The sequence below is a fragment of the Actinomadura sp. NTSP31 genome (genome assembly GCF_041951385.1).
Classification (GTDB): domain Bacteria; phylum Actinomycetota; class Actinomycetes; order Streptosporangiales; family Streptosporangiaceae; genus Spirillospora; species Spirillospora napierensis.
In genome coordinates this window covers 81,571-103,665 of sequence record NZ_JBGNUT010000036.1, presented here as the reverse complement: position 1 = coordinate 103,665, position 22,095 = coordinate 81,571, and the positions used below count along the sequence as shown (strand labels likewise).

Sequence of the window (22,095 nt, the reverse complement as noted above, 5' to 3'; positions counted from 1 at the left end):
GCTACCCCCGGCCACCCCGCCCATGCGACCGCCCGATGATCCGTTCCGGCGCGGTCGTCCGCCGCCGGGACGGTCAGCCCGCGCCGGAGAGGGTGCGCAGATCGTCGAAGGTCTGGCGGAGGTGCGCGTCCAGGCTCTGCGAGGGGTCGTCGATCCAGGCCTGCGCCGCCTGGTGGAAGGCGGCCCAGCCGGTGTGAGCGGCCAGGTCGGCCAGCCGGCCGGTGACGCCGCGCCGCCGCAGCGCCTCCGCCACGGCCTCGGTGAGCGAGGCCGCCTTGGCCAGCTCGCGTTCGCGGAGCGCCGGCGTCGCGGCGATGACCTCCAGCCGGGGTTCGGAGAACGGCCGGTTCTCCTCGAGGATCCGCCCGGCCTTCTGGAAGGCGCGCAGCAGCACCTCCAGAGGTCGCGGGCCGTCGGGCACCTCGGCCACCGCCTCCATGAGCGCGGCGCGCAGGTCGGCCTCGCCGTGGAAGAGCACCTCGCGCTTGTTCGGGAAGTGCCGGAAGAACGTGCGCTCGTTGACGCCGGCGCGGGCGGCGATCTCGGCCGTCGTGGTCTGGTCGAACCCGCGTTCCCGGTACAGCTCGAGGGCCGCCTGCTGAAGGCGGCGGCGCGCTTCCGCTCCGCTCCGTGGCACCCCTTGAGGCTACCGCACGCGCCAGTCACTGGCACTACGTTGCGCCAGTGACTGGCCTTACGTGTAGAGTCAGCGACTGGCGCTACTTAGTGCCAGTCACTGACGTTATGAGAGGTCCTCCATGCAGGTCTTCGTCACCGGCGGCTCCGGCCTGACCGGCCCCGCCGTCGTCGCCGAGCTCATCGCGGCCGGCCACACCGTCACCGGCCTGGCGCGCTCGGACGCCGCCGCCGCCCGCCTGGAGTCGCTCGGCGCCGCGCCGCACCGCGGCTCCCTGGACGACCTCGGCAGCCTGCGCGCCGGCGCCGAAGCCGCCGAAGGCGTCCTGCACATGGCCTTCGGCGGCGACTTCGCCGACCCCGACGACATGATGCGGCGCGACCGGAACGCGATCGAGACGCTCGGCCGGGTCCTGGAAGGCTCGGGCAGGCCGTTCGTCAGCACCTCGGGAACGCTGGTCATGCCCGCCGGCCGGGAGGGCACCGAGGCCGACGAGCCCGACGCGGACGGGCTCGCCGGCTTCCGGATCCCGGGCGAGCGGGCCTGCCTGGACTTCGCCGGCCGGGGGGTGCGCGCGAGCGTGGTCCGGCTCGCGCCCACCGTCCACGGCCCCGGGGACTACGGCTTCATCGGCATGCTCGTCGCCACCGCCCGCAAGACGGGCATGTCGGCCTACGTCGGCGACGGCGCCAACCGGTGGCCCGCGGTGCACCGGCTCGACGCCGCCGTCCTGTTCCGGCTGGCCCTGGAGAAGGCCCCCGCGGGCAGCGTGCTGCACGGAGCGGCCGAAAGCGGCGTCACGATGAAGAGCATCGCCGAGACGATCGCCCGCGGCCTCGGCCTGCCCGCGGTCCCGCTGTCCCCCGAGGAGGCCGCCGGGCACTTCCCGAGCCCGTTCATGGCCACCGTCTACGGCTTCGACGCGCCCGTCTCCAGTGCCCGCACCCGGGAACTGCTCGGCTGGTCCCCCGTCCACCCGGCGCTGCTCGACGACATCGAGCACGGCGACTACCTCACCGCGCCGGCCTCCTGACCCGCCGGCCCGCCGGATGCCCGTCAGCGTCCGTCGGCGAGTTCGACGATCTGCACGTAGTTGCCGACCGGGTCCTCGACCGTGGCGATGCGGCCGGGCCCGAAGTCCTCGACCGGCCGGATCCACCGCGCGGTGCCCAGCGACGCGAGGTGCGCCGCGACCGCGTCGATGTCCTCGACATAGAAGTTGATCAGGATCCGGCCGGGCTCCCGCGCCGCCGGCCCGAGGTCGTCGCGGCCGTCGAAGACCAGCCGCCCGCCGCCCACCATCAGGACGGTGCCCGGCTCGGCCCGCGGCGCGAACGCCTCGCGGTACCAGGCGCTGAGCCGCTCGGGGTCGTCGCTGCCCAGCACCAGGCCGCCCAGCCGGATGTCCGCCGCGTTCATCGTGTCCGTCATGATCGCCCGCTTTTCGGTCGTCGGAGTTCCATCACTCCTACCGACCCGGCGATCCCGCGGAAGGAACCGGTCGGGCGGCCGCGGATCGGCCGCGCGGGGTCAGATGCTGCGGAGGACGGAGACGACGATGCCGAGGACGGTGGCGTCGTCTCCGTCGATCGGCTCGTAGGCGGGGTTGCGCGGTTCGAGGAGGACGTGGCCGTCGCGGCGGCGGTAGACCTTGACGGTGGCCTCGCCGTCGAGCATCGCGGCGACGATCTGGCCCGAGTGCGCCTCGGGCTGCTGCCGGACCACGACCGTGTCGCCGTCGCAGATCGCGGCGTCGATCATCGAGTCGCCGCGGACCCGCAGCGCGAAGACGGTGCCGCGGCCGACGAGCTCGCGGGGCAGCGCGAGGGTGTCGTCGACATGCTGCTCGGCCATGATGGGCGTGCCGGCGGCGATGTCGCCCACCACAGGTACGGTCACCGCGTCGGCGGCGGGCTCGGGTCCGGAGCCCTCCCGCAGGAACGACCGCACGTCGATCGGGCGGGCCACGGCGGCGCCCCGGCGCAGGAAGCCCTTCTCCTCCAGGCTCGCCAAGTGCCGGGACACCGACGACGCCGACCGCAGGCCGACGGCGTCGCCGATCTGCCGCGTGCTCGGCGGGTACCCGTACCGGACGGCCCAGTCCCGGATGGTGGCCAGGATCCGCTGCTGGCGGGCGGGCAGGGCGGCGACGTCCAGGCCCTCGAACACGTCATGATCGTCATAGGCGGGCACCCACGGAATTGTAGGGGGACGGGGCCGTCAGTGCGCGGTGAGCCCGCCGTCGACCACGAGTTCCGAGCCGGTGACGAACGACGATTCGTCGCAGGCCAGGAAGAGGAACGCGGGCGCGATCTCGGCGGCGCGCCCGGCGCGGCGCATCGGGGTCCGGCGGACGTCGGGCTGCTCGTCGCCCTCCTCGTCCAGGATGTCCTGGATCATCGGCGTCGCGATGACGCCCGGGTGCACGGAGTTGACCCGCACGCCCTGCCGCGCGTACTCGACCGCGGCGGTCTTGGTCAGCAGGCGCACCGCCCCCTTGGACGCCTGGTAGGCCGCGGCGGCGCCGCTTCCGACGAGCCCGAGCACCGACGAGGTGTTGACGACGGACGCGTCGCCGCTCGCGCGCAGCAGCGGCATCGCCGCCTTCATGCCGAGCCAGGTGCCCTTCTGGTTGACGTCGATGACGCGGTCCCAGTCGTCCTCCCGGGTGTCCTCGACGCCCGGCCAGTCGACGACGCCGGCGATGTTGACCAGGACGTCCAGCGTGCCGAAGCGGTCGCGGACGATGGCGATCACCTCGTCCCACCGCCGCGCGGACGACACGTCGAGCCCGGCGGCGACGACCTCGGCGCCGCGCTCCTCGATCCGCCGCGCCAGGTCGTGCAGGGGTCCTTCGGCGACGTCGGTGATCACCAGCCGGGCGCCCTCGCGGGCGAACAGTTCGGCGGTCGCGGTGCCGATGCCGCCGGTCGCGCCGGTGATCAGCGCGACCTTGCCGGCGAGCCGTCCTGCCATGGGTCCATCCCCCGATCGTTGGTGCCTCCCGCTCACTCCAAGCGGTTCCGCTCCAAGTCTGCGCAGGTCAGAGCGGGACGAACCAGGGTGGGTCGCACCCTGGGTGCGGCGCTCCCAGGGCGGAGACCGCACGGCGCCTAGGCAGGCCCGGCCGCCGTCGCGGGGGCGTCGGCGGCGAGGAACGGCGTCAGCAGGGCGAGCAGTTCGCGGGGGCGGTCGAGCGGGATGATGTGGCCGCAGTCCTCGATGTGATGCCCGGTCAGGTCGTCGGCGACGGGGCGCAGCTGCCGTTCCAGGGCGTCCCCGACGGGGTGCGCGCCGACGGCCATCACCGGCATCGCGAGCCGGCTCGCGGCGGCGGCCTCCTGGAACTGCCGCGCGCTGTCGGGCGCGGCGCGGTAGTGGGAGAACGCGCAGCGCAGCGCGTCGCGCCCGGTGTAGGCGCGGACGAACTCGTCGTGGACGTCGCGCGGTACGCCGCGGCCGCGGGTCCCGTTCTCAAGGAACCAGCCGATGTAGGCGGCCTCGTTCCCGACCAGGACGGTTTCGGCGAGGCCGGGGACGCGGTGGAACCCGAACCACCACGGCGGGCCGTCAGCGAAGAAGTCCTCGGCACCGGGCAGCGGTCCCAGCGTCGCCTCCATGAGGACGAGGCGCCGGACGCGGCCGGGCCGCCGCAGGGCGAGCAGGAAGGCGGGCGGGACACCGGCGTCGATGGCGACCACCGCCGCGGACGGCTCGCCGAGGGCGTCCAGGATCCCTTCGGCGTCGGCGGCGAGGTTCGCGGCGTCGTACCCGCCGTCCGCCCGCTCGCTGGCGCCGAGGCCCCGCAGGTCAGGGGCGATGACCCGGTGGCGCCGCAGGAGTTCGGGGACGACCTCGGACCACACCCGCCAGGTGTGCGGGAAGCCGTGCAGCAGCAGGACGGCGGGCCCGCTCCCGCCGACGGCCACGTTGACCTCGGTGCCGTTGACGGCGACCCGTCGCTGCGAGATGGCGGACATGAGCGGCATGACTTCTCCCCCATAGTGGTTACCATTGGTTACCTGGGGAGCGTAGGTGACTCAGATTCGCGCCGGAAGACGGCACTTCGACGACAGGTGGTGAGCCGCAGGTGACCACGTCACTCGCCGGTACCGGGAAGGGGACGCGCGGCGACCTGTTCGACGCCGGCTGCCCCACCCGGCGGCTGCTCGACCGGATCGGCACCAAATGGACGTCCATGGCGGTCAAGGTCCTCGCCGACGCCGCGCCGGGCGAGGTGCGCTTCGCCGAGCTCCGGCGGCGGATGCCCGGCGTCTCGCAGAAGATGCTGTCGGCGACCCTGCAGAGCCTGGCGCGCGACGGGCTGGTCGCCCGGCGGGTGGAGCCGGCCGTGCCGCCGCGCGTCCACTACCGCCTCACCGACCTGGGCCTGTCCCTCGAAGGCGCGCTCGCCGTCGTGCGCGCCTGGGCGGAGGAGCACATGGTCGAGGTCGACCGCGCCAACGCGGCCGCGTCGGACGGGGAGGAAACGCCGGAGGGGTGCCGGTAGGTCGTACCGGCACCCCTGGCGGGACGGGCGGCCTCAGGAGAGGGCGATGTCCGTGTAGTAGTGGCGCAGGATCGTCCGGAAGTCCTGGCCGGCGTTCGCGAGGTCACGCGAGCCGTACTGCGACATCCAGTTCCCGTCCACCCACGCGCCGCAGGCGGTCGTGGTGGAGCAGTAGTGCGCGATCAGGATGTTGCCGCTGCGGGTCATCCGCGTCGACCAGGTGCGGTCGACGGCCGCGGACGTCGACGACACCGCCGAGGACGGCCGGTACACCTGGTCGCCCGTGTCGTCCCGGACGTCGTAGCACGCGCCGCCCGAGGTCTTGCGGGTCGAGTGCAGCGCCCAGTACCAGGCGTAGCTCTTGACGGCCATCGCGCCGGCGTCCAGCGAGGCGCCCGGCCAGCTCGACACCCACTCGTTCGGCAGGACGTTCTTGACGTAGGTCTTGAAGTCGACCCGGTCGACCCGTCCGAGGCTGACGCGGTACACCAGGATCGAGGACGGCAGCGTGGTGTTGGACCCGTCGGTCTTGCATCCGCTGGGCTGCGACACCAGGAGCTGGTGGGAGGCGTTGTTGTTCTTCAGGGTGGAATTGAGGTTGCCCTTCGCGCCGGCAGCGAAGTCCTGGTAGGAGCCGGCGTAATTGCTGTTGAAGTAGACCCGCACCGTGTGACTGGTGCGGTTCCACACCGACGCCGCGTTGTTCTTCACGCACACGCCCTTGCCGCTGCCCGCGCCCTTGAACTCGTAGCACGTCGGCTGGGTCGTCCCGTAGTCGTCCATGGAGGAGGTGAAGTCGGAGATCGACCCGGCCTCGTTGCTGTTGAAGTAGTAACAGAACTCGCCGCTGTCGCACACTCCGTCACGGCCGGCGGCGGACGCCGGGCCCGCCACCGCCACGGCTCCCCCGAGCACCGTCACGGCGGCGGCCAGAATGCCGATCGCCCTTCTGCGGATGGTCATGTCCGGACGCCTTTCAGAAGTGGAGCATCCACTGGAAGTCGGCCTGGGCGCTGCTGACGTGCACGTGGGAGCGCGTGCCGTACGCGAGGGGGTTGTTCCAGTTGTATTCCTCGACGTCGAACGAGCCGTCGGAGTAGACCTTGTTCACGTAGGCGACGTGGCCGACCTTGTGGACGTCGTTGACGGCGATCGCGCCGACGGACGGCGTCGTGTTGACCGTCACGCCGACCCGGCGGGCGGCGTCGTCCCAGGTCCCGGCGTTGCCCCAGGTCGTCTTCCACGAGTTGCTGAAGCTCGGGACGCCGAGCCGGCTCGCGATCCGCCAGGCCGCGAAGGCCGTGCAGTTGTTCTGCGCGAAGCCGCGCGCGTTGCCGTCGTAGTCGTTGCGCGGCGTCTGCCCCGACCCGTCGAGGATCTGGTGCGAGGCGTTGTTGTTCTTCAGCGTGGAGTTGAGATTGCCCTTCGCGCCGGCCGCGAAGTCCTGATGGGCGCCGCCGTAGTTGCTGTTGAAGTACACCCGCACCGTGTGACTGGTGCGGTTCCACACCGACGCGGCGTTGTTCTTCACGCACACGCCCTTGCCGCTGCCCGCGCCCTTGAAGTCGTAGCAGGAGGGCTGGGTGGTGCCGTAGTCGCCGACCGAGGTGGTGAAGTCGGAGATCGACCCGGCCTCGTTGCTGTTGTAGTAGTAACAGAACTCGCCGCTGTCGCAGACTCCGTCCCGGGACGCCGCGGACGCGGGCGAACCGGTGGCGAGGAAGGGCGCGGTGAGGGCCAGCGCGGCGCCGGCGAGGGTGAGCGTCCTGCGTAGCTGCATGGTCTCTCTTTCGGGGAGTGGTCACTGATCGAGGGGGTGGACGTCCTGCGGGCGTCCGGTCAGTGCGTGCGCTGGTACTCCTCCCAGGTGTGGATCGTGATGCGGGGGCCGTCGTCCGGGCCCCGGTTCGCGAGGCCGTTCAGGCCGAGGTAGTAGTCGCCGGTCTGGTGCTGGGCCTGGACGGACAGGTCGGTGTCGCTGATCGCCGCCGCGTGGATGTGCCACGGCCAGTCGCCCTGGTCCGGGTTGCGGACCCAGGCGGCGAACCCGACCTGGCGCAGCGCGCGGGCCACGGAGGTGCGGGTCGCGGCGGACATCCCGGTGACGCTGATGTCGACGACGCCGCCGCCGTCGTGCGTGCCGGCGGACGAGGAGTCGCCGCCGGGGTTGTACGAGCCCTGCGACAGGACGAGCTTGAAGCCGAGCAGGCGTTCGGCCTCGGCGAGCATCGCCTGGGTGCGGGCGTCGACCGTGTAGCCGTTGCGCTGGACCTTCGCGCCCGGGCTGATCTTGCGGGTGACGGTGTAGCGGTTCTCTCCGAGCTTGGCGAGCGACGTCGCGCCCGGCAGCCCGTTCGCGGCCAGCCCGGTGTATCCGAGCGAGCGCTGGTAGGCCGCGTAGGCCGAGACGGTCTCGGTGCCGAAGTAGCCGTCGACCCAGCGGGCGTCCAGGAGGTCGCGCGCCTGGAGCGCCCGTTCGACGGCCAGGACGGAGTCCTTCGCGCCGGGGGTCAGCGTGTCGTCGGCGCGCCGGGGGTCGATCTGGGCGGCCAGGACGGTGGCCTCCATGTCGACGGCGGGCAGCGCCGCGGCGGTCGTCGCCGCGGACGCCTGCACCGCGCCCGACGCCAGGCCGCCGGAGACCGTGAAGGCCGCGAGCAGCCCCGTGACGGCGGCCCGGGTCCTCGTCATCTTCATCCCTGTGCTTCCTTCCGTCGGTCGGCTCACCGCCTTGCTACCGGCCGCATTGATTGATCGACACACCCGCGGACGCGGATCAATCAGGCCCGTACACGCGGGCCGTCCGGCACTCGGGTCAGGAGGCGCTGGGGTACTGGCAGGCGGCGCGGCGGGCCACCTGGTCGACCGTGGCGGACTGCGGCGCCAGCGAGGCGCCCGTGCGCGGGCCGGGCAGTTTCAGCGAGGCGAGGGACGCCGCGTAGCCCGAGTCGCCGCCGCCGAGGCAGGCCACGGCCGCGACGAGGACGCGGTCGCCGGCGTGGACGGGGGCGGGGAGCTTGTCGGGCCGCCAGGCGACCGACAGGGCGGGGTCGGCGTCCCCGGTCAGCCCGATCTGGTGCCACAGGCGGAGTTCGGGGTGGGCGGGGTCGGCGGCGTAGTACGCGGCGAACCCGGCCATCTGCACCTGCGGTCCCGTCGCGGTGAGGATCACGCGCGGGTCGGGGGACGGCGGGCCGGTGGCCTTCAGCGAGATCCGCTTCGGCGCGGGCCGGGCGTCGGTGCAGGCGGCGGGGGCGAGGTGCGCGGGCGGGTTGCCGTGCACCAGGGCCGAGGGGACGACGTGGCCGTCGGGCAGGATGAACCAGCGGCTGTCGGGAATTCCCGCGGTCCGGTCGGTGACCTTCTCGCCTATGCAGAAACCCGTGAACCCGAGCACGCATCCGGCCGCATAAGTGGTCGAAGAGGGACGGGCGAGAGCGGCGCCGGACCGAACGGGCGCGCCATCACCGTACGCGGTGGCGGTGAACTTGGGATTCCTCGGCATTGACGGGCAGCCGGGCGATTCCTTGCTTTCACCTCCGCGCCAGGGGCCGTTCAGCCCGACGACGAGTAATCCGGCCGCGAGAAGGCAGCCCGCCGCGACCGCGGCGATATTCCGCTTGGCCCGTCCGGTCGCGACCGGGCCGAAGATGATCGGACGGACGTCGCGAGGAGCGGCCGGGCTCCCGTCCGGCGCGTCCGCCCGGATGAGCTCCGCCCCGGCCGTGCCGCCGGCATCGCCGCCGGCGCCGGCGTCCTCTTCCGGCGCGCAGGACGGCGGCGCGCCGTCCGAGACCTGCAGCGCGTCGTGAACCTCTTTCCACCGGTGCTCCCACGCCTCGGTGTCGCCGGAGCAGGCGCCCACGAAGGCCAGCGTGACCGCCAGTGTGGGGAGCCTGGCGCCGCTGGCGGCCTCCGACAGCGTGGACGCGCTGTACCCCGCCAGTTGCGCGAGCCGCCGGTACGTCGGCTCGCCCGCGGCCGCCCGCACGGCGCGCAGATCGTGCGCGAACGCCTCCAGCGGGCCGGCGGCCGGGTCCAGCGGGCGTTCACGACGCGCCATGCAACCACCCGGCCGCTCTCATCCTGGCAGGTATTGCCCTCGCGCGTTCACGCCCGGGAGCGATAACGGATGAGCGCCGTTCATTCGCCGATTCATCAGCCATTGTGGGAGCCCGAGGTCAGGGTGCTTTCATGGACCGGCAACTTCCGCCGACCAAGTGGCGGCATGACGTCAGCACACCGTGAACCTCCGCTCCATCACCGGTCACGCAGAGCGATTCGCCATAAAGCTAGAACCGGCGGCGCTGTTTGTCCAGACCGATGATCAGGCCGCGGCCGGCGGCCCGCGCGGTGCACGCGGGGCGCGCCCGTCAGTCGCCCAGCTCGCCGCCCAGCTTGGCCAGCTGCGCGTCGTAGATGCTCCGCAGCCCCTTCGGGGCGAAGGTGCGCTCGAAGAACCCGCCCACGCCGCCGGCCCCGTCCCAGGCCGTCCTGACCTGGACGCGCGCTCCCTCGCCCGCGGGCGACACGGTCCAGGTGGTGACCATGGAGGAGTTGGCGTCCTTCTCCACCAGCGTGTTCGCGTCGGGTGCGCTCACCGAGAACAGGCAGTCGCGCACCCGCTTGCTGGTGGCGGCGAGCTTCCAGTGCACCACCGTGCCCTCTCCCTGGCCGCCTTCCCGCACGTCGTACTCGCTGAAGTGCTCGGTCAGCATCCTGGAGCGCACGCCCGTGTAGTCCGCGAGTGCGCCGAGCACCCGCTCCGGGCTCGCGTTCAGGATCGTCTCCGCAGTCGCCACAACCTGTGCCATGCCGTTCATCTTGCCGCACTCCCCTGCGGGCCGCGGCGCGCCACCCCGCCTGCGCGCCGCCGGCCCCGCGGCACGCCTAGCGGGAGATGGCGCGGGCGCGCGTCGCGGCGGCGACACCGGCCCGGCGGCCGAAGAAGGAGCCCTCGCCGAGCTGCGTGCCCGAGCAGTATCCGGCGCCGTCCTGGGCGATGTTGGACGCGCAGGCTCCGGCCGCGTAGAGCCCGGAGATGACCGACCCGTCGGGCCGCCGCACCTCGCCGTCGACCGTGGTGGCCATGCCGCCGAGGGTGAAGCCGGCGTACAGGGCGGTGCCGAGGGTGAGGTCGTAGACGCCCCAGGGGCCGTTGGCCTGCGGCGCCAGCCAGTCGGGGTGCTTGTGGAAGTCGGGGTCCTCGCCACGCGCCGCGTGCTCGTTGTAGCGCGCCATCGTCGCGACGAGCGAGCCGGCGGGCAGGCCGAGGCCGGTCTCCATCTCCTCGACCGTCTCGTAGCCGTCCTTCAGCGGGACGAGGGGCATCCGCTGCTCCTCCATGTGGTCGCTGTCGGCGATCAGGTACGCCGCCGCGTCCGGCTGCTGGAGCACGTAGTAGGACGTGCGCGCGTGGTAGCTGTCCTCGGCCACGAACCGCTCGCCGCGCTTGTTGACGATCAGGCCCTTGACCAGCGACGACGGCGGGTAGAACGGCGCGGTGATGAACGGCTCGCCCATGTGCTCCAGCGCCGCGCCGACGGACTCGCCGAGCCGGATGCCGAGCCCGTCGTCGTAGGTGCTGCCGAGCGTGAACAGCTTCTCGCCGAGCGCCGGCGTGTAGGCCGCGACCATGTCCGCGTTCATCACGAACCCGCCGGCCGCGATCACGACTCCGGCGGCGCGGACCACGCCCGTCCGGTCGAAGTTCCGCCAGGCGACGCCGGCGACCGCGCCGTCCCCGGTGACCACCAGGTTGGTCGCGCCGGTCTCGTAGCGGACCTCGACCCCGGCCTCCTCGACCCGGTCGCGCAGCAGGTCCATCACGATCTTGGTGCCCTCGGTATCGCCCGGCACCGGCACCTTGTGGCCGCGCGGCGCCGGGGGGATCCCGTCGCGGTACGGCCACACCTTCTCGTTGCCGGTGAACATCAGCCCCTCGGTGCCGGGCTGGATCACCGCCTTCCCGGGGAAATACGACCGCTCGAACGCGAAGCCCAGCGCCTCCAGCCAGTCGAAATGCTCGACCGACCCCGCGCAGTACGCCCGGATCTTCTCCTCGTCCGGGTCCTTCGTGCTGGCCATGAGGTAGCGGGCCATCGCCTCGGCCGTGTCCTCGTGGCCGGTGGCCTGCTGGACGGCGGTGCCGCCGCCGAGGTAGAAGTGCCCGCCCGACATGCTCGACGTGCCGCCGTGCACGGCGGCCCGCTCCAGCAGAAGGACCCGGGCCCCGGAGCGCGCCGCCTCCAGCGCGGCGCAGCCGCCGGCGATGCCGAAGCCCACCACGACGACGTCGAACCGCTCGGCGTCGTCCGGCGCTTCAGCGGCCGGGACCACCTGCGGGACGGCCATTCCAGGGGAGGGTTGTGCGTTCATCGGTCCCTGTCTCGAATCAGTCGTACGCCTCGAACCGGTCGTACGTCGCGGGTCACTTGTGCGGGATCTGGTTGACGGTGCCGCCGTCGATGACGAACTCCGTCCCCGTGGCGTAGGAGGACTCCTCGCTGGCGAGGAAGAGCACGAAGGAGGCGACGTCCTCGGGCAGGCCGGGCCGTCCGAGCGGGACCGGGATCATGTCGTCGGGGATGCCGTCGGTGAGCGGCGTCCGGATCAGGCCCGGGTGCAGCGAGTTGACCCGGACGCCGTGCGGCGCGAGCTCCATGGCGACCGACTTGGTGAGGCCGCGCAGGCCCCACTTCGAGGCCACGTAGCCGTGCGCCCAGGAGGTGCCGCGCAGGCCCTCGATGGACGAGGTGTTGATGATCGATCCGCCGCCGGCCGCGATCAGCGCGTCGGTGGCCGCGCGGATGCCGAGGAACGGGCCGGTCAGGTTGATGTCGATGATCTTCTGCCACTTCTCCAGGGAGAACCGGTTGATCGACGCGCCGTTGGCGATCCCCGCGTTGTTGAACAGCACGTTCAGGCCGCCGAACTCGCGGAGGGTGGTCTCGACGGCGGCCGTCCAGTCCTCGGGGCTCGTCACGTCGAGGTGCACGTAGCGGGCCGCGTCGCCCAGCTCGTCGGCGACGGCCTTGCCCTCCTCGTCGAGGATGTCGCCGAGCACGACCTTCGCGCCCTCGGCCACCAGCGCCCGCGCGCTCGCCGCCCCGATCCCGCGCGCGCCCCCGCTGATCAGGGCGATCTTCCCGTCCACACGTCCCATGTCGATGTCCTCCCTGGCGTCCGGTCCGAATGCGTTAACGGGTCAGTGCCGTGGCGAAGACGCCGCGGGCGGTGTTGAACGGCAGGTCGAGCGGGGTCCGCAGGCCCGGCGGTGCCGCGACGACGTCGGGGATCGCGTTGACGATACGGCCGGCGCCCGCGGCGATCGCGGCGTAGTTGTGGTCGCCCTTCGCGCTGGTCGGGCAGACGTCGACGCGGTAGGACGGCTCGCCGGTGATCTCCAGCCGGTAGGAGCCGCCGTCCTGCGCGGGCTGCGGCCAGTCGGGGCGCAGGTCGCCGCGCAGCCGGGTGGTGTGGTCGATGACCAGCACCTCCCTGCCGCCGGCGACGCCGCAGATCTTCAGCCGCATCGCCGCCACGCCGCCGGCGGGGATGTGCCCGGCGGCGACGTCGAACGCCTCCGGCGCCGGCTCCCGCTCGTACCACTCGGTGATGTCGTCGAGGTCGAAGCCGAACCCGCGCGCCATCATCCGGAGGCTGACGCCCCACGACGCCGCGAGGATCCCCGGCTTGAACATCCGCGGCAGGTCGTCCAGGGGACGTCCGAAGCCCATGAAGTCGAACATAACCGGGCCGCCGTCGTAGGTCGCGTAGTCGGCGATCTCCGAGCAGACCACCTTCTCGACCCGCTGGCAGGTGCTGGCGATCGCGAAGGGCAGCAGGTCGTTGACCCAGCCGGGGTCCACTCCGGTGGTGAACAGGCTCGTCCCGCCGGTGCGGCAGGCGTCCTCGACGGGGTCGATCATCCGGTCCGGCAGCAGCCCCCACGGGTAGATCAGCGGCACCGGCGAGGACGCGACGACGTTGCTGCCCGACGCGAGGATCTTCTGGACGTCGGCGAGCGCCTCGAACAGCCGGGTCTCGCCGAGCGCGCAGTAGACGGTGCAGTCCGGCCGCGCGGCCAGCGCCGCGTCCAGGTCGCCGGTGGCCGCGACGCCCGTGACGACGTCGAGGCCGGCGAGCTCGCCGGCGTCCCGCCCGATCTTCTTCGGGTTGGACACGACCAGGCCGGCCAGTTCGAAGCGGGGGTCCTCGATCAGCTGGGACAGCGCGATGCGGCCGACGTTGCCGGTCGCGACGTGCAGGACGCGGAGGGCCATGAGACTCCTGGAAGGGGTGGACGATGCCGGTCATCCGGCGCGGGCGGGCGCTGTCAGTCGCTCTTCTCGGCGGCGCGGGCGGCGCGGGCGGCGGCGCGCGCCGCCTTGGCGATCGTCTCCTCGACGATCGAGTTGAGCCGCGCGCCGTTCGGCCAGCCCGCGTAGTGGCTGAGGAACACCACGATCTCGCGCAGCGCGTCGTCGTCGAACTCGCCGGCGGCGTACGCGGCGGGCACCTGGATGCCGAGCACGTCGGCGGCGCCCTGCCCGGCGAGCATGCCGATGAGCAGCAGGCGGCGGTCCCGGTCGGACAGGCCGGGCCGCTGCCACACGTCGCCGAACAGGTGGTCGGCGGTGTAGCGGAAGAAGTCGCCGGTCCCGTCGGCCATGTCGAAGCCGTAGACCTGCTCCATCTTGCGCAGGCCGCGGGCCCGCGGCTCGGGGAGGTCGTCGAACTTCCCGGTCGTGTCGTCGCTCATGCCTGCTCCTCGGGGAAACCCAGCCCGGGCGCGAGCCGCTCGCGCGCGATCCTCGCCATCGGGACGTCGACGCCGAGCTCGTCGGCCAGCGCGATGGCGAAGTCGAGGTCCTTCTCGGCGAGCTGCCGGACGTGGTCGAAGGTGGTGAACCAGAACGAGCCCGGCGCCAGCTCGGCGGTCGTGTCGCGGTACATGATCGCTCCCGGTCCGCCGGTGAGCGCGTCGGTGTGCCGGACGACCTCGCCGAGGGCGGTGATGTCGAGGCCGGCCGCCTCGGCGAGCCGCTGCGCCTCGGTCGCCGCGGTGAACGCGGCGTAGTGCATCAGGTTGCGGGCGAGCTTGAACCGGGTGCCCGCGCCGATCGGCCCGGCGTGGACGACCTTCTTCGCCAGCACGTCCAGGACCGGGCGGACCGCCGCGAACGCCTCCTCCGCCCCGCCGACCATGACGGCCAGCTCGCCGGTGCCCGCGCCCATCGCGCCGCCGGAGACGGGCGCGTCGACCAGCCGGACGCCCTTCCGCGCGGCGCGTTCTTCCAGCTCGGCGGGCGTCTCGGGCGCCACGGTCGAGTGGACGGCGACGGTGAGCCCCGCGCCCGCGCCGGCGGCGGCGAGCACCTCGTCGAGCACCGAGCGGACCTGCCGGTCGTTGTTGACCATCACGCACAGCACGTCGCTGCCGGCCGCGAGGGCGCCGACGCCGCCGGCCGCCTTCGCGCCGGCCGCGACCAGCTCCTCGACCGGCGCCGGGGCCAGGTCGAACACGCTGAGCGCGAGCCCCGCCTCGGCCTGCCGCCCGGCGAGCCGGGTCGCCATCGGCTTGCCGATGTCGCCGAGCCCGACGAATCCGACGCGGACGATGTCGCTCATCTCGCTCCCTCTCCGTCCGCCCCTAGAGCCGGAAGGTCTGGCCGCCGTCGACGGCGATGATCTGGCCGGTCACCCACGAGGCGTCGTCGGAGAGCAGGAACTTCACCGCGCCGAGCATGTCCTCGGGCTGCCCGAACCGCTTGAGCGCCATGTTCTTCACCAGGTCCTTGGCCGCGTCGCCGGCCTGCACCCGGGTCGCCTCGGTGTCGGTCGGGCCGGGCGCGACCGCGTTGACCCGGATGTTCATCCCGCCGAGCTCGTGCGCGAGCTGCTGGGTCAGCCCGTTCACGCCGACCTTCGCCAGCCCGTAGAAGCCGGAGTAGAGGTAGGCGGCGGTGCTGGACTGGTTGACGATCGAGCCGCCGCCGCGCTTGCGCATCTCCCGGTACACCGCGCGGGTCATGACGAGCGCGCCGTTGAGGTTCACGTCGAGGAACTTGCGGTAGTAGTCCCAGTCGACGCTGATCAGCAGGTCGAACTTCATCGCGCCGTAGATCGCGGCGTTGTTGACCAGCGCGTCGATGCCGCCGAACTCGGCGACGGTCGCGTCCGCGAGGGCCTTCGCCGACTCCGGCGACGACACGTCCACGGGCACGAAGACCGCCTTGCCGCCGTCGGACCGGATCTGCTTGGCGACCTGGTCGCCGGCCTCCGCGTTGAGGTCGGCGACGACCACCGAGGCGCCCTCCGCGGCCAGCCCCTTGGCGTAGGCCTCGCCGATCCCCTGGGCCGCACCGGTGACGATGACGACCTTGTCCTGGAACCTGCTCACTGCTGCTCTCCGTATCCGTGGGGGGTGGGCCGGCGGTCAGGCCGGCACGGCCGTGGTCTTGGTCTCGAGGTACTCCTCGAACCCGGCCACGCCCATCTCGCGGCCGATTCCGGACTGCTTGTAGCCGCCGAACGGCGCGTCCGCGCCGAACCACAGCCCGCCGTTGACGCCGATCGTCCCGGTGCGGATGCGGGCGGCGACGGCCTTCGCCCGCTCCAGGTCGCCGGAGTCGACCGAGCCGGACAGGCCGTACGGCGACTCGTTGGCGATCCGGACGGCGTCGTCGTCGCCGTCGTGCGCGATGACGGTCAGCACCGGGCCGAAGATCTCCTCCTGGGCGACCCGGGCGGTGTTGTCCAGGCCGGCGATGACGGTCGGCTGGATCCAGAACCCGCCGGCCAGCTCGCCGTCCTGCTCGGCGGGCCCGCCGCCGGTCGCGAACCGTCCGCCCTCCTCGGCGGCCAGGTCCAGGTAGGACGTCACCCGGTCGCGCTGCGCCGCCGAGATGACCGGGCCGCAGATGGTGCCGGGGTCGGCGGGGTCCTTCGCGCCGAGCGAGGCCATCGTGGACGCGGCGATCTCCACCGCCTCGTCGTAGCGCGCCCGGGGAACCACCAGCCGGGTGGTGATGGCGCAGCCCTGACCGGCGTGCACGGACGCCGCGAACGCGGTGCTGCCGACGACCGCCTTCAGGTTCGCGTCGTCCAGCACGATCGCGGCGGACTTGCCGCCGAGTTCGAGGAAGACCCTCTTGAGGGTCGGCGCCGCGGCCGCGGCGATCGCCCGCCCCGTGTCGGTCGAGCCGGTGAACGAGACCAGGTCCACGCGCGGGTCGGACGTCAGCAGCGCCGCCACCGCGTTGTCGCGCGGCGTCACCACGTTGAAGACGCCGGCCGGGATGTCGGTGCGCTCGGCGAACAGCCGGCCCAGCTCGGCCGCCAGCCACGGGGTGTCGGGCGCCGGCTTGAGCACCACGGTGTTCCCGGCGGCGAGCGCCGGACCGATCTTGGCGAGGTTGATCTGGTTGGGGAAGTTCCACGGCGTGATCGCGGCGACCACGCCGACCGCCTCGCGGTGGACGGTGCGGTGCGACCGGATGCCCATCGTCACGCCGACGCCGAGATCGGTCTCCCACTCGTAGCCCTCGGCGAGGTCGATCGTCCACTTCAGGCTCTCGACCGGGGTGTCGAACTGCGGGCCGGCGACGAAGAACGCCGGCGCCCCGGCCTCGGCGATGGTGAGCGCGCGGAGCGCGTCCGCGTTGTCGAGCAGCGCCTGGTGGAACTGCCGCAGCACCCGCAGCCGCAGCGCCCGGTCGGTCGCCCAGCCGGACTCGTCGAACGCCCGGCGGGCGGCGCCGATCGCGGCGTCCACGTCGGCGGCCGTGCCGTCGGGCGCGCGGCCGATCTCCTGCCCGGTGGCCGGGTTGAGGATCGGGTAGGACGCCCCGCCGCCGGCGCCGCCGAGCTTGCCGTCGACGTACTGCTGCGCGGGCGGATTCGTCGGAACGCGCTCGGTCACTGTGCCGCCTCCGGTGCGTCCTTCGGCGCCTGCGTGATGTAGTCGCCGCGCTCCACGGGCGGCGGCCACAGCGTCGAGGGCATCTCGTCGTAGTGGTAGTGGCCCGGGACGCCGTGGCCCGCGACCTTCATCCGCTTCAGCAGCGTCTCGGGCGCCTTGCCGGAGTTGATGATCTCCATGAACGTGTGGACGGTCGACGGCATGTCGAACCAGTCCCGCTGCCACGCGATCTTGATCTGGCCGGCGTCCGCGCCGGCCGTCTGCCGCTCGACGCCGAACCACGAGCCGCCGATGCCGAGGATCTCGTACTCCCCGCCCGTCGCGTCGTCGGTGATGCCGGACTTCTGCTTCCAGAACCCGACGATCATCGACTTCTTCTCGTCGACGACCGTGACCTGGTAGTCGTAGTGCCAGCCGTCGAGGCCGTCCATCTCGATGCCGATCGCCCAGTCCCGGATCTGGTCGCGGCCGACGGCCATGAAGTGCTCGTCGGGGCTGTACATCCAGCCGTAGGTCGCGTCCTCGGCGTACCACTCGGCCATCACCCGCCAGTCGCCGGTCCGCTCGGCCTCGCGGTTGATCTCCAGCCAGGAGTCCCAGAACCCCTCGATCTCGGCGCGGGTCAGCCCGCCGTCATCACTCACGTCGTCCCCTCAGTCCTCTTCGATCGAAAGCGCGAAGGCCGGGCAGTACTTCACGGCCGTGGCCACGTCCTTGCGGCGGGACTCGTCCGGACGCTCGTCGAGGATCTCGACCACGTCGTTCTCCTCGTCGAACCCGAACACGTCGGGCGCCTCGCCCTGGCAGAGCTGGTGCCCCTGGCAGATGGTCGTGTCGGCGACGACCCGCATGCTCACCTCCCCGCCCGGCGGCGGTACCTGACGCGGCAGGGCTGCTTGAGCTGGATCACCATCTTGGTGAAGTCGTCCTGGTAGGAGTCCAGGGGCTCGACGGCCTCGAACGTGAAGTCGCGCAGGACGACGGAGAAGATCGCCTTCATCTGCATCATCGCGAACGCGTTGCCGACGCAGCGGTGCCGGCCGGCGCCGAACGGGATCCAGGTCCAGCGGTTCTGCAGGTCCTCCTGCCGGGGGTCGATGTAGCGCCCCGGGTCGAAGTCGCCGGCCTTCGGGAAGTCCTCCTCGATCCGGTTCGAGACCCGCGGCGACGCCGCGAGCATCGTGCCGGCGGGGATCGTCCTGCCGAGCAGCTCGAAGTCCTCGCGGACGAGCCGCATCAGGATGATCAGCGGCGGGTGCAGCCGCAGCGTCTCCTTCAGCGCCGACTCCAGCACCGGGATCGACCGCAGCGCCTGGAACGACACCTCCGTGCCGTCGGCGTAGAGCGCGTCCAGCTCGGCGACCACGTCCGCGAGCACCGCCGGGTTGCGCAGCAGCTCGATCATCGCCCAGGACGCGGTGCCGCTGGAGGTGTGGTGCCCGGCGAACATCATCGAGATGAAGATGCCGGTGATGTGGTCGGCGCTCATGTCCAGCGAGATCAGGACGTCGAGCAGGTCGCGCTCCTCGCGCGGGACCTTCCCGCGCTCCTTGCGGCGCTCGATGATGCCCTGCACCAGCGCGACCAGCTTCCCGCGCGCCGCGTCCCGCATCCGGAAGCTGTCGATGTCGGCGTACGGGTCGACGTAGGCGATCGCGTCGGTGCCGCGCTCCAGCTCGTGGTAGTGCTGCGCGAACGAGCCGTCCAGTTCGTCGCGGAACGGCTTGCCGACCAGGCACGCGGACGTGGTGTAGATGGTCAGCTCGGCGAAGAAGTCGAGGAGGTCGATCTCCCCCTCCTCGCCCCAGCCGGCGACCATCCGGCGGATCTCCGCCTCGATCGTCCGCGCGTGCCCGCGCATCATGTCGCCGCGCAGCGCCTGGTTCTTCAGCATCTGCTGGCGCTCCTCCGGCGAGGCGTCGAAGACGACGCCCTTGCCGAAGATCGGCGTCATGAACGGGTACGCGGCCGCCTGGTCGAGCTGCTCGTCCGGCGCGCGGAAGAACATCTCGTTCGCCGCGGCGCCGCTGACCAGCACGACGTCCTTGCCGGCGAGCCGGAACCGGCCGACGTCGCCGCACTCCTCTCGGACGCGGTGGAACAGGCCGACCGGGTCGACCCGCATCTCCGGCAGGTGCCCGGTGCCGCGGATGATCTCGGGCACCTCCGGGCTCTGATCGTCGAGGACCGTGCTCACCTCGGGGATCCCGGCGAGCCGATGACTCTCGGCGGCGGTCATGGCTTCTCCTCCACGGGCGCTTCCGGATTGACGTCGAGCAGGCTCAGGTGCACGCCGCGCGGGGCGCCGACGATCGTCGCGATCGCGTCCGCGTGCGCCTTGGCCTTGAGGAAGTGGGGGTGCCGCGCGAGTCCGAAGCGGACCCACTGGTTGAGCACGAACGCGGCCTCGTCGGTGTCCCAGTCGGTGCCCATGCCGCTCCACGTCGGGCCCGGCCGGACGATCGAGGCCCGCACGCCGGTCCCCTCCAGCTCCATCTGCAGCGCGGTGACCATTCCCTCCAGGCCCCACTTGCCGGCGGAGTAGGCGGACATGAAGGGCCGGGGCTTGACCGCGACGTCGGACGAGACGAACACGATGTCGCCGCGCCGCCGCCCGACCATCGGGGGCACGAACATCCGCGCGATCCGGTGCGCGCCGACGAGGTTGAGGTCGATCTCCCGTCCGAAGCGCTCGGAGCTGACCTCGATGGTCGCGCCCGGCGCGACGAGGCCGGCGTTGCTGACCACGACCTCGATGTCGCCGAGGCCCGCGGCGGCCTTCGCGGCGAACTCGGCCACCGACTCGTCGTCGGTGACGTCGAGCGCGTGCGCGACCGCCTCGCCGCCCTCGGCGCGGATGGCCGCCGCGATCTCCTCCAGGGCGTCCACCCGGCGCGCTCCGAGCGCGACCGGGTGCCCCGCCGCCGCGAGGGCCCTGGCCGTCTCCGCGCCGATGCCGGACGACGCGCCGGTGATCACCGCGGGGCGGCGCTCGGGATGCTGGTACTTCTTGGCCACCGTCAGCCCTTCCGCTGGGTGAAGCTCACAGGGAGCCGGGCGAAGCCGCGCACGCTGGTGGAGTGCACGCGGACGGCGCGGCCGGCGTGCACGTGGAAGTCCGCCACCCGCCGGACCAGCTCGTTGAGCACGACGCGCGCCTCCAGCCGGGCCAGGTTGGCGCCGAGGCAGAAATGCTTGCCGGACCCGAAGCTGAGGATCTGCCCGAGCTCGTCCTTGGGGCGGTGGATGTCGTACACGGTCGGGTCGGCGAAGACCCGCTCGTCGCGGTTCGCCGAGCCGAGCAGGATCAGCGCCTTGGACCCGGCGGGGATCGTCACGCCGTGCATCTCGACGTCGTCGACGACGTAGCGGGCGAGCATCTGGCTGGAGGTGTCGTGCCGCAGCGTCTCCTCGATCCACACCGTTACCATGGGCGCCGGGTCGTCGGACGCGGCGAGCACCTCGGCCTTCTGCTCAGGGTGCGCCGACAGGTGGAACAGCGCGTTGCCGAGCAGCTTGGTGGTCGTCTCGTTGCCGGCGACCACCATGAGGAACAGGAACGCGATGATCTCGCCGTCGGTGAGCCGGTCGCCGTCGATCTCGGCGACGGTGAGCGCGGCGGTGAGGTCGCCCGCCGGCTCGCTCGCGGCCCGGCGCTCCTTCACCATCGCCGCGTAGTAGGTGAGCAGCTCCCCGGCCGCCTCCATGCCGGCCGGGGGGACGTCGCGGACGCCGTCCTCGCGGTGCACGACGAGGTCGGCCAGGCGGCGGACCTCGTCGCGGTCGGCCCGCGGCACGCCCATCATCTCCGAGATGACGTCCATGGGGAGCTTGCCGGCGAAGTCGGTGATCCAGTCGGCCTCGCCGTTCTCGGCGTTGGCGGCGAAGGCACGCTCCAGGTACTGGTCGGTGAGCCGCTGGATCTGCGGCTGGAGCTCCTTGACCCGGCGCGGCGTGAACGCGGCGGAGACCAGCCGGCGCAGCCGGGTCTGCCGCTGCCCGTCGAGGGCGAGGAAGCTCATCACCCGGTGCGCTTCGGGACTCCACGCGCTCGCGTCGAGGGAGACGCCCATCCGGTTGGAGAACGCCGCGTCGTCGCGGAGGACCTCGAACACGTCGGCGTGCCGCGAGACCACCCACAGGTCGTCCCGCTCGGCGTGGAAGACCGGCGCCTCGTCGCGCAACCGCCGGTAGAGCGGGTACGGGTCCTCGTGGAAGTCGTAGTCGTAGGGGTCGAAGACCAGGGGCTCGACCGCGGCGTCGCTCGAAGCGCTCATTCGTTGCCTCTCATGATCACGTCCACGGCGGAGACGAGCCGGTCGGCGATCTGGTCATAGGTCAGCAGGCCCATGCCCGCCTGGAGCAGCGCGCCGGTGAAGGTGAGGACGAGCACCTCGAGCACGGCCGGGTCGGCGGGCCCCCCGGCGGGCCGGGGCCCCGCGAGGGCGGCCTCGAAGCGCGCGTAGAACTCCCCGCCGATCCGCAGCCGCAGCCGCGCGACGTCCGGGTCGCCGCCGAGCAGCGCCGGCGTCACCGCCGCCGCCAGCTCCGGTTCCGCGACGATCCGGGCCGTCAGCTCCCGGACCGTCGCCTGCAGGCGCCCGGTCGCGCCGGCCGCCTCCGGCGCTCCGTCGCCGCCCTCGTTGAGATGCCGCCAGAACAGCTCCGCGAAGAGGTGGTTCTTGGACGAAAGGTAGGTGTAGGCGGTCGCCGGGGAGACGCCCGCGCGCTGGGCCACGGTCCGGATCGTCAGCGCCTCGTGCCCGACGGCGCGCAGCTCGGCGAGGCCGGCGGCCATCAGGTTCTGCACCGTTTCGGCCTGCCGGGCGTTGAGACCCTGCCGCAGGGCGGGACTGGTCACCTGACTGGACATGTGTCCACCGTAACCGCGGGCGGACATTCCGGCAATAGCCGCGTCCGGATCGGGTTCCCGTTCTCCGGCGGAAGGGCGCACCGCCACCACGGTTCTCCCTCCGGTCGGGCGGACATGTGTCCAGTCACTATTCCAGGATCGCTAGAACA

General features: G+C 72.3%; 25 protein-coding genes. 2 read left to right on the top strand and 23 right to left on the bottom strand.

Annotated features, from left to right (window positions below; genetic code table 11):
- Window positions 1-73 precede the first annotated feature (73 nt).
- A complete protein-coding gene (locus ACA514_RS41280; RefSeq protein ID WP_375046788.1) occupies window positions 74-637 on the bottom strand; it encodes a TetR family transcriptional regulator in 564 nt (187 codons plus the stop codon).
- A 121-nt stretch (window positions 638-758) separates the two neighbouring features.
- Between ACA514_RS41280 and ACA514_RS41275 the strand changes: the two genes are divergently transcribed.
- Window positions 759-1,670: an SDR family oxidoreductase gene (locus tag ACA514_RS41275; protein WP_375046786.1), complete on the top strand. Its 912-nt coding sequence runs from the start codon at window positions 759-761 to the stop codon at window positions 1,668-1,670.
- 23 nt (window positions 1,671-1,693) lie between these two features.
- On the opposite strand, the gene ACA514_RS41270 is transcribed toward ACA514_RS41275, so the two are convergent.
- The 4 genes from ACA514_RS41270 to ACA514_RS41255 all read right to left on the bottom strand — a co-directional run bounded on the left by ACA514_RS41270 (window position 1,694) and on the right by ACA514_RS41255 (window position 4,626).
- Window positions 1,694-2,068, bottom strand: a complete 375-nt coding sequence (locus ACA514_RS41270) for a VOC family protein (RefSeq protein ID WP_375046784.1) — start codon at window positions 2,066-2,068, stop codon at window positions 1,694-1,696.
- A 99-nt stretch (window positions 2,069-2,167) separates the two neighbouring features.
- Entirely contained in the window at window positions 2,168-2,830 is a 663-nt protein-coding gene (lexA, locus tag ACA514_RS41265) for a transcriptional repressor LexA (protein WP_375046782.1), read from the bottom strand.
- A 27-nt stretch (window positions 2,831-2,857) separates the two neighbouring features.
- Window positions 2,858-3,613 carry an SDR family NAD(P)-dependent oxidoreductase gene (locus ACA514_RS41260; RefSeq protein ID WP_375046780.1) on the bottom strand — a complete coding sequence of 252 codons (756 nt, stop codon included), beginning with the start codon at window positions 3,611-3,613 and terminating at the stop codon, window positions 2,858-2,860.
- Window positions 3,614-3,750: 137 nt separating this feature from the next.
- The gene (locus ACA514_RS41255) at window positions 3,751-4,626 is read right to left on the bottom strand and encodes an alpha/beta fold hydrolase (protein WP_375046778.1); all 876 of its coding nucleotides are present in this window, start codon (window positions 4,624-4,626) and stop codon (window positions 3,751-3,753) included.
- A 101-nt stretch (window positions 4,627-4,727) separates the two neighbouring features.
- On the opposite strand from ACA514_RS41255, the gene ACA514_RS41250 reads away from it, so the two are divergent.
- Complete coding sequence (locus tag ACA514_RS41250; RefSeq protein ID WP_375046776.1) at window positions 4,728-5,147, top strand: winged helix-turn-helix transcriptional regulator; 420 nt, start codon at window positions 4,728-4,730, stop codon at window positions 5,145-5,147.
- A gap of 33 nt (window positions 5,148-5,180) precedes the next feature.
- Here ACA514_RS41250 and ACA514_RS41245 read toward each other — a convergent pair whose 3' ends face one another.
- The 18 genes from ACA514_RS41245 to ACA514_RS41160 form a co-directional block, all read right to left on the bottom strand.
- Complete coding sequence (locus tag ACA514_RS41245; protein ID WP_375046774.1) at window positions 5,181-6,110, bottom strand: SpoIID/LytB domain-containing protein; 930 nt, start codon at window positions 6,108-6,110, stop codon at window positions 5,181-5,183.
- Between the two features lie 13 nt (window positions 6,111-6,123).
- A complete protein-coding gene (locus ACA514_RS41240) occupies window positions 6,124-6,927 on the bottom strand; it encodes a CHAP domain-containing protein (RefSeq protein WP_375046772.1) in 804 nt (267 codons plus the stop codon).
- 59 nt (window positions 6,928-6,986) lie between these two features.
- Window positions 6,987-7,844 (bottom strand): peptidoglycan-binding protein, encoded by an 858-nt coding sequence (locus ACA514_RS41235; RefSeq protein WP_375046771.1) that lies wholly within the window; start codon window positions 7,842-7,844, stop codon window positions 6,987-6,989.
- 118 nt (window positions 7,845-7,962) lie between these two features.
- On the bottom strand, window positions 7,963-9,210 hold the full coding sequence (locus ACA514_RS41230; RefSeq protein ID WP_375046769.1) for a hypothetical protein: 1,248 nt from the start codon (window positions 9,208-9,210) through the stop codon (window positions 7,963-7,965).
- Between the two features lie 310 nt (window positions 9,211-9,520).
- Window positions 9,521-9,961 carry an SRPBCC family protein gene (locus ACA514_RS41225; protein WP_375046767.1) on the bottom strand — a complete coding sequence of 147 codons (441 nt, stop codon included), beginning with the start codon at window positions 9,959-9,961 and terminating at the stop codon, window positions 9,521-9,523.
- Window positions 9,962-10,037: 76 nt separating this feature from the next.
- Entirely contained in the window at window positions 10,038-11,525 is a 1,488-nt protein-coding gene (locus ACA514_RS41220) for an FAD-binding protein (RefSeq protein ID WP_375046765.1), read from the bottom strand.
- Window positions 11,526-11,577: 52 nt separating this feature from the next.
- Window positions 11,578-12,312 (bottom strand): glucose 1-dehydrogenase, encoded by a 735-nt coding sequence (locus ACA514_RS41215; RefSeq protein WP_375046763.1) that lies wholly within the window; start codon window positions 12,310-12,312, stop codon window positions 11,578-11,580.
- A gap of 34 nt (window positions 12,313-12,346) precedes the next feature.
- Entirely contained in the window at window positions 12,347-13,432 is a 1,086-nt protein-coding gene (locus tag ACA514_RS41210) for a dihydrodipicolinate reductase (protein ID WP_375046761.1), read from the bottom strand.
- Between the two features lie 53 nt (window positions 13,433-13,485).
- Window positions 13,486-13,911 (bottom strand): carboxymuconolactone decarboxylase family protein, encoded by a 426-nt coding sequence (locus ACA514_RS41205; RefSeq protein WP_375046759.1) that lies wholly within the window; start codon window positions 13,909-13,911, stop codon window positions 13,486-13,488.
- A complete protein-coding gene (locus ACA514_RS41200; protein WP_375046757.1) occupies window positions 13,908-14,780 on the bottom strand; it encodes an NAD(P)-dependent oxidoreductase in 873 nt (290 codons plus the stop codon). Before ACA514_RS41200 ends, ACA514_RS41205 begins: the two co-directional genes overlap by 4 nt.
- Window positions 14,781-14,802: 22 nt before the next feature.
- A complete protein-coding gene (locus tag ACA514_RS41195; protein WP_375046755.1) occupies window positions 14,803-15,552 on the bottom strand; it encodes an SDR family oxidoreductase in 750 nt (249 codons plus the stop codon).
- Between the two features lie 36 nt (window positions 15,553-15,588).
- Window positions 15,589-17,073, bottom strand: coding sequence for an aldehyde dehydrogenase (locus ACA514_RS41190; RefSeq protein ID WP_375046753.1), 1,485 nt, complete (start codon window positions 17,071-17,073; stop codon window positions 15,589-15,591).
- On the bottom strand, window positions 17,070-17,717 hold the full coding sequence (locus ACA514_RS41185; RefSeq protein ID WP_375046751.1) for a hypothetical protein: 648 nt from the start codon (window positions 17,715-17,717) through the stop codon (window positions 17,070-17,072). The genes ACA514_RS41190 and ACA514_RS41185 overlap by 4 nt, the downstream gene beginning before the upstream one ends.
- Window positions 17,718-17,726: 9 nt before the next feature.
- Complete coding sequence (locus tag ACA514_RS41180) at window positions 17,727-17,924, bottom strand: ferredoxin (protein WP_375046749.1); 198 nt, start codon at window positions 17,922-17,924, stop codon at window positions 17,727-17,729.
- A gap of 2 nt (window positions 17,925-17,926) precedes the next feature.
- Complete coding sequence (locus ACA514_RS41175) at window positions 17,927-19,312, bottom strand: cytochrome P450 (RefSeq protein ID WP_375046747.1); 1,386 nt, start codon at window positions 19,310-19,312, stop codon at window positions 17,927-17,929.
- On the bottom strand, window positions 19,309-20,091 hold the full coding sequence (locus ACA514_RS41170) for an SDR family oxidoreductase (protein WP_375046745.1): 783 nt from the start codon (window positions 20,089-20,091) through the stop codon (window positions 19,309-19,311). Before ACA514_RS41170 ends, ACA514_RS41175 begins: the two co-directional genes overlap by 4 nt.
- Window positions 20,092-20,093: 2 nt before the next feature.
- Window positions 20,094-21,350, bottom strand: a complete 1,257-nt coding sequence (locus tag ACA514_RS41165) for a cytochrome P450 (RefSeq protein ID WP_375046744.1) — start codon at window positions 21,348-21,350, stop codon at window positions 20,094-20,096.
- Window positions 21,347-21,946: a TetR/AcrR family transcriptional regulator gene (locus ACA514_RS41160; protein WP_375046743.1), complete on the bottom strand. Its 600-nt coding sequence runs from the start codon at window positions 21,944-21,946 to the stop codon at window positions 21,347-21,349. The genes ACA514_RS41165 and ACA514_RS41160 overlap by 4 nt, the downstream gene beginning before the upstream one ends.
- Window positions 21,947-22,095 lie beyond the last annotated feature (149 nt).

Bases quoted from the DNA above. Each gene is read 5' to 3' on its own strand.
- ACA514_RS41175 (WP_375046747.1), bottom strand. From the start codon at position 19,312: ATGACCGCCGCCGAGAGTCATCGGCTCGCCGGGATCCCCGAGGTGAGC.
- ACA514_RS41255 (WP_375046778.1), bottom strand. From the start codon at position 4,626: ATGCCGCTCATGTCCGCCATCTCGCAGCGACGGGTCGCCGTCAACGGC.
- ACA514_RS41210 (WP_375046761.1), bottom strand. From the start codon at position 13,432: ATGGCCCTCCGCGTCCTGCACGTCGCGACCGGCAACGTCGGCCGCATC.
- ACA514_RS41240 (WP_375046772.1), bottom strand. From the start codon at position 6,927: ATGCAGCTACGCAGGACGCTCACCCTCGCCGGCGCCGCGCTGGCCCTC.
- ACA514_RS41270 (WP_375046784.1), bottom strand. From the start codon at position 2,068: ATGACGGACACGATGAACGCGGCGGACATCCGGCTGGGCGGCCTGGTG.
- ACA514_RS41215 (WP_375046763.1), bottom strand. From the start codon at position 12,312: ATGGGACGTGTGGACGGGAAGATCGCCCTGATCAGCGGGGGCGCGCGC.
- ACA514_RS41235 (WP_375046771.1), bottom strand. From the start codon at position 7,844: ATGAAGATGACGAGGACCCGGGCCGCCGTCACGGGGCTGCTCGCGGCC.
- ACA514_RS41205 (WP_375046759.1), bottom strand. From the start codon at position 13,911: ATGAGCGACGACACGACCGGGAAGTTCGACGACCTCCCCGAGCCGCGG.
- ACA514_RS41165 (WP_375046744.1), bottom strand. From the start codon at position 21,350: ATGAGCGCTTCGAGCGACGCCGCGGTCGAGCCCCTGGTCTTCGACCCC.
- ACA514_RS41220 (WP_375046765.1), bottom strand. From the start codon at position 11,525: ATGAACGCACAACCCTCCCCTGGAATGGCCGTCCCGCAGGTGGTCCCG.
- ACA514_RS41225 (WP_375046767.1), bottom strand. From the start codon at position 9,961: ATGGCACAGGTTGTGGCGACTGCGGAGACGATCCTGAACGCGAGCCCG.
- ACA514_RS41180 (WP_375046749.1), bottom strand. From the start codon at position 17,924: ATGCGGGTCGTCGCCGACACGACCATCTGCCAGGGGCACCAGCTCTGC.
- ACA514_RS41245 (WP_375046774.1), bottom strand. From the start codon at position 6,110: ATGACCATCCGCAGAAGGGCGATCGGCATTCTGGCCGCCGCCGTGACG.
- ACA514_RS41260 (WP_375046780.1), bottom strand. From the start codon at position 3,613: ATGGCAGGACGGCTCGCCGGCAAGGTCGCGCTGATCACCGGCGCGACC.
- ACA514_RS41160 (WP_375046743.1), bottom strand. From the start codon at position 21,946: ATGTCCAGTCAGGTGACCAGTCCCGCCCTGCGGCAGGGTCTCAACGCC.
- ACA514_RS41200 (WP_375046757.1), bottom strand. From the start codon at position 14,780: ATGAGCGACATCGTCCGCGTCGGATTCGTCGGGCTCGGCGACATCGGC.
- ACA514_RS41230 (WP_375046769.1), bottom strand. From the start codon at position 9,210: ATGGCGCGTCGTGAACGCCCGCTGGACCCGGCCGCCGGCCCGCTGGAG.
- ACA514_RS41275 (WP_375046786.1), top strand. From the start codon at position 759: ATGCAGGTCTTCGTCACCGGCGGCTCCGGCCTGACCGGCCCCGCCGTC.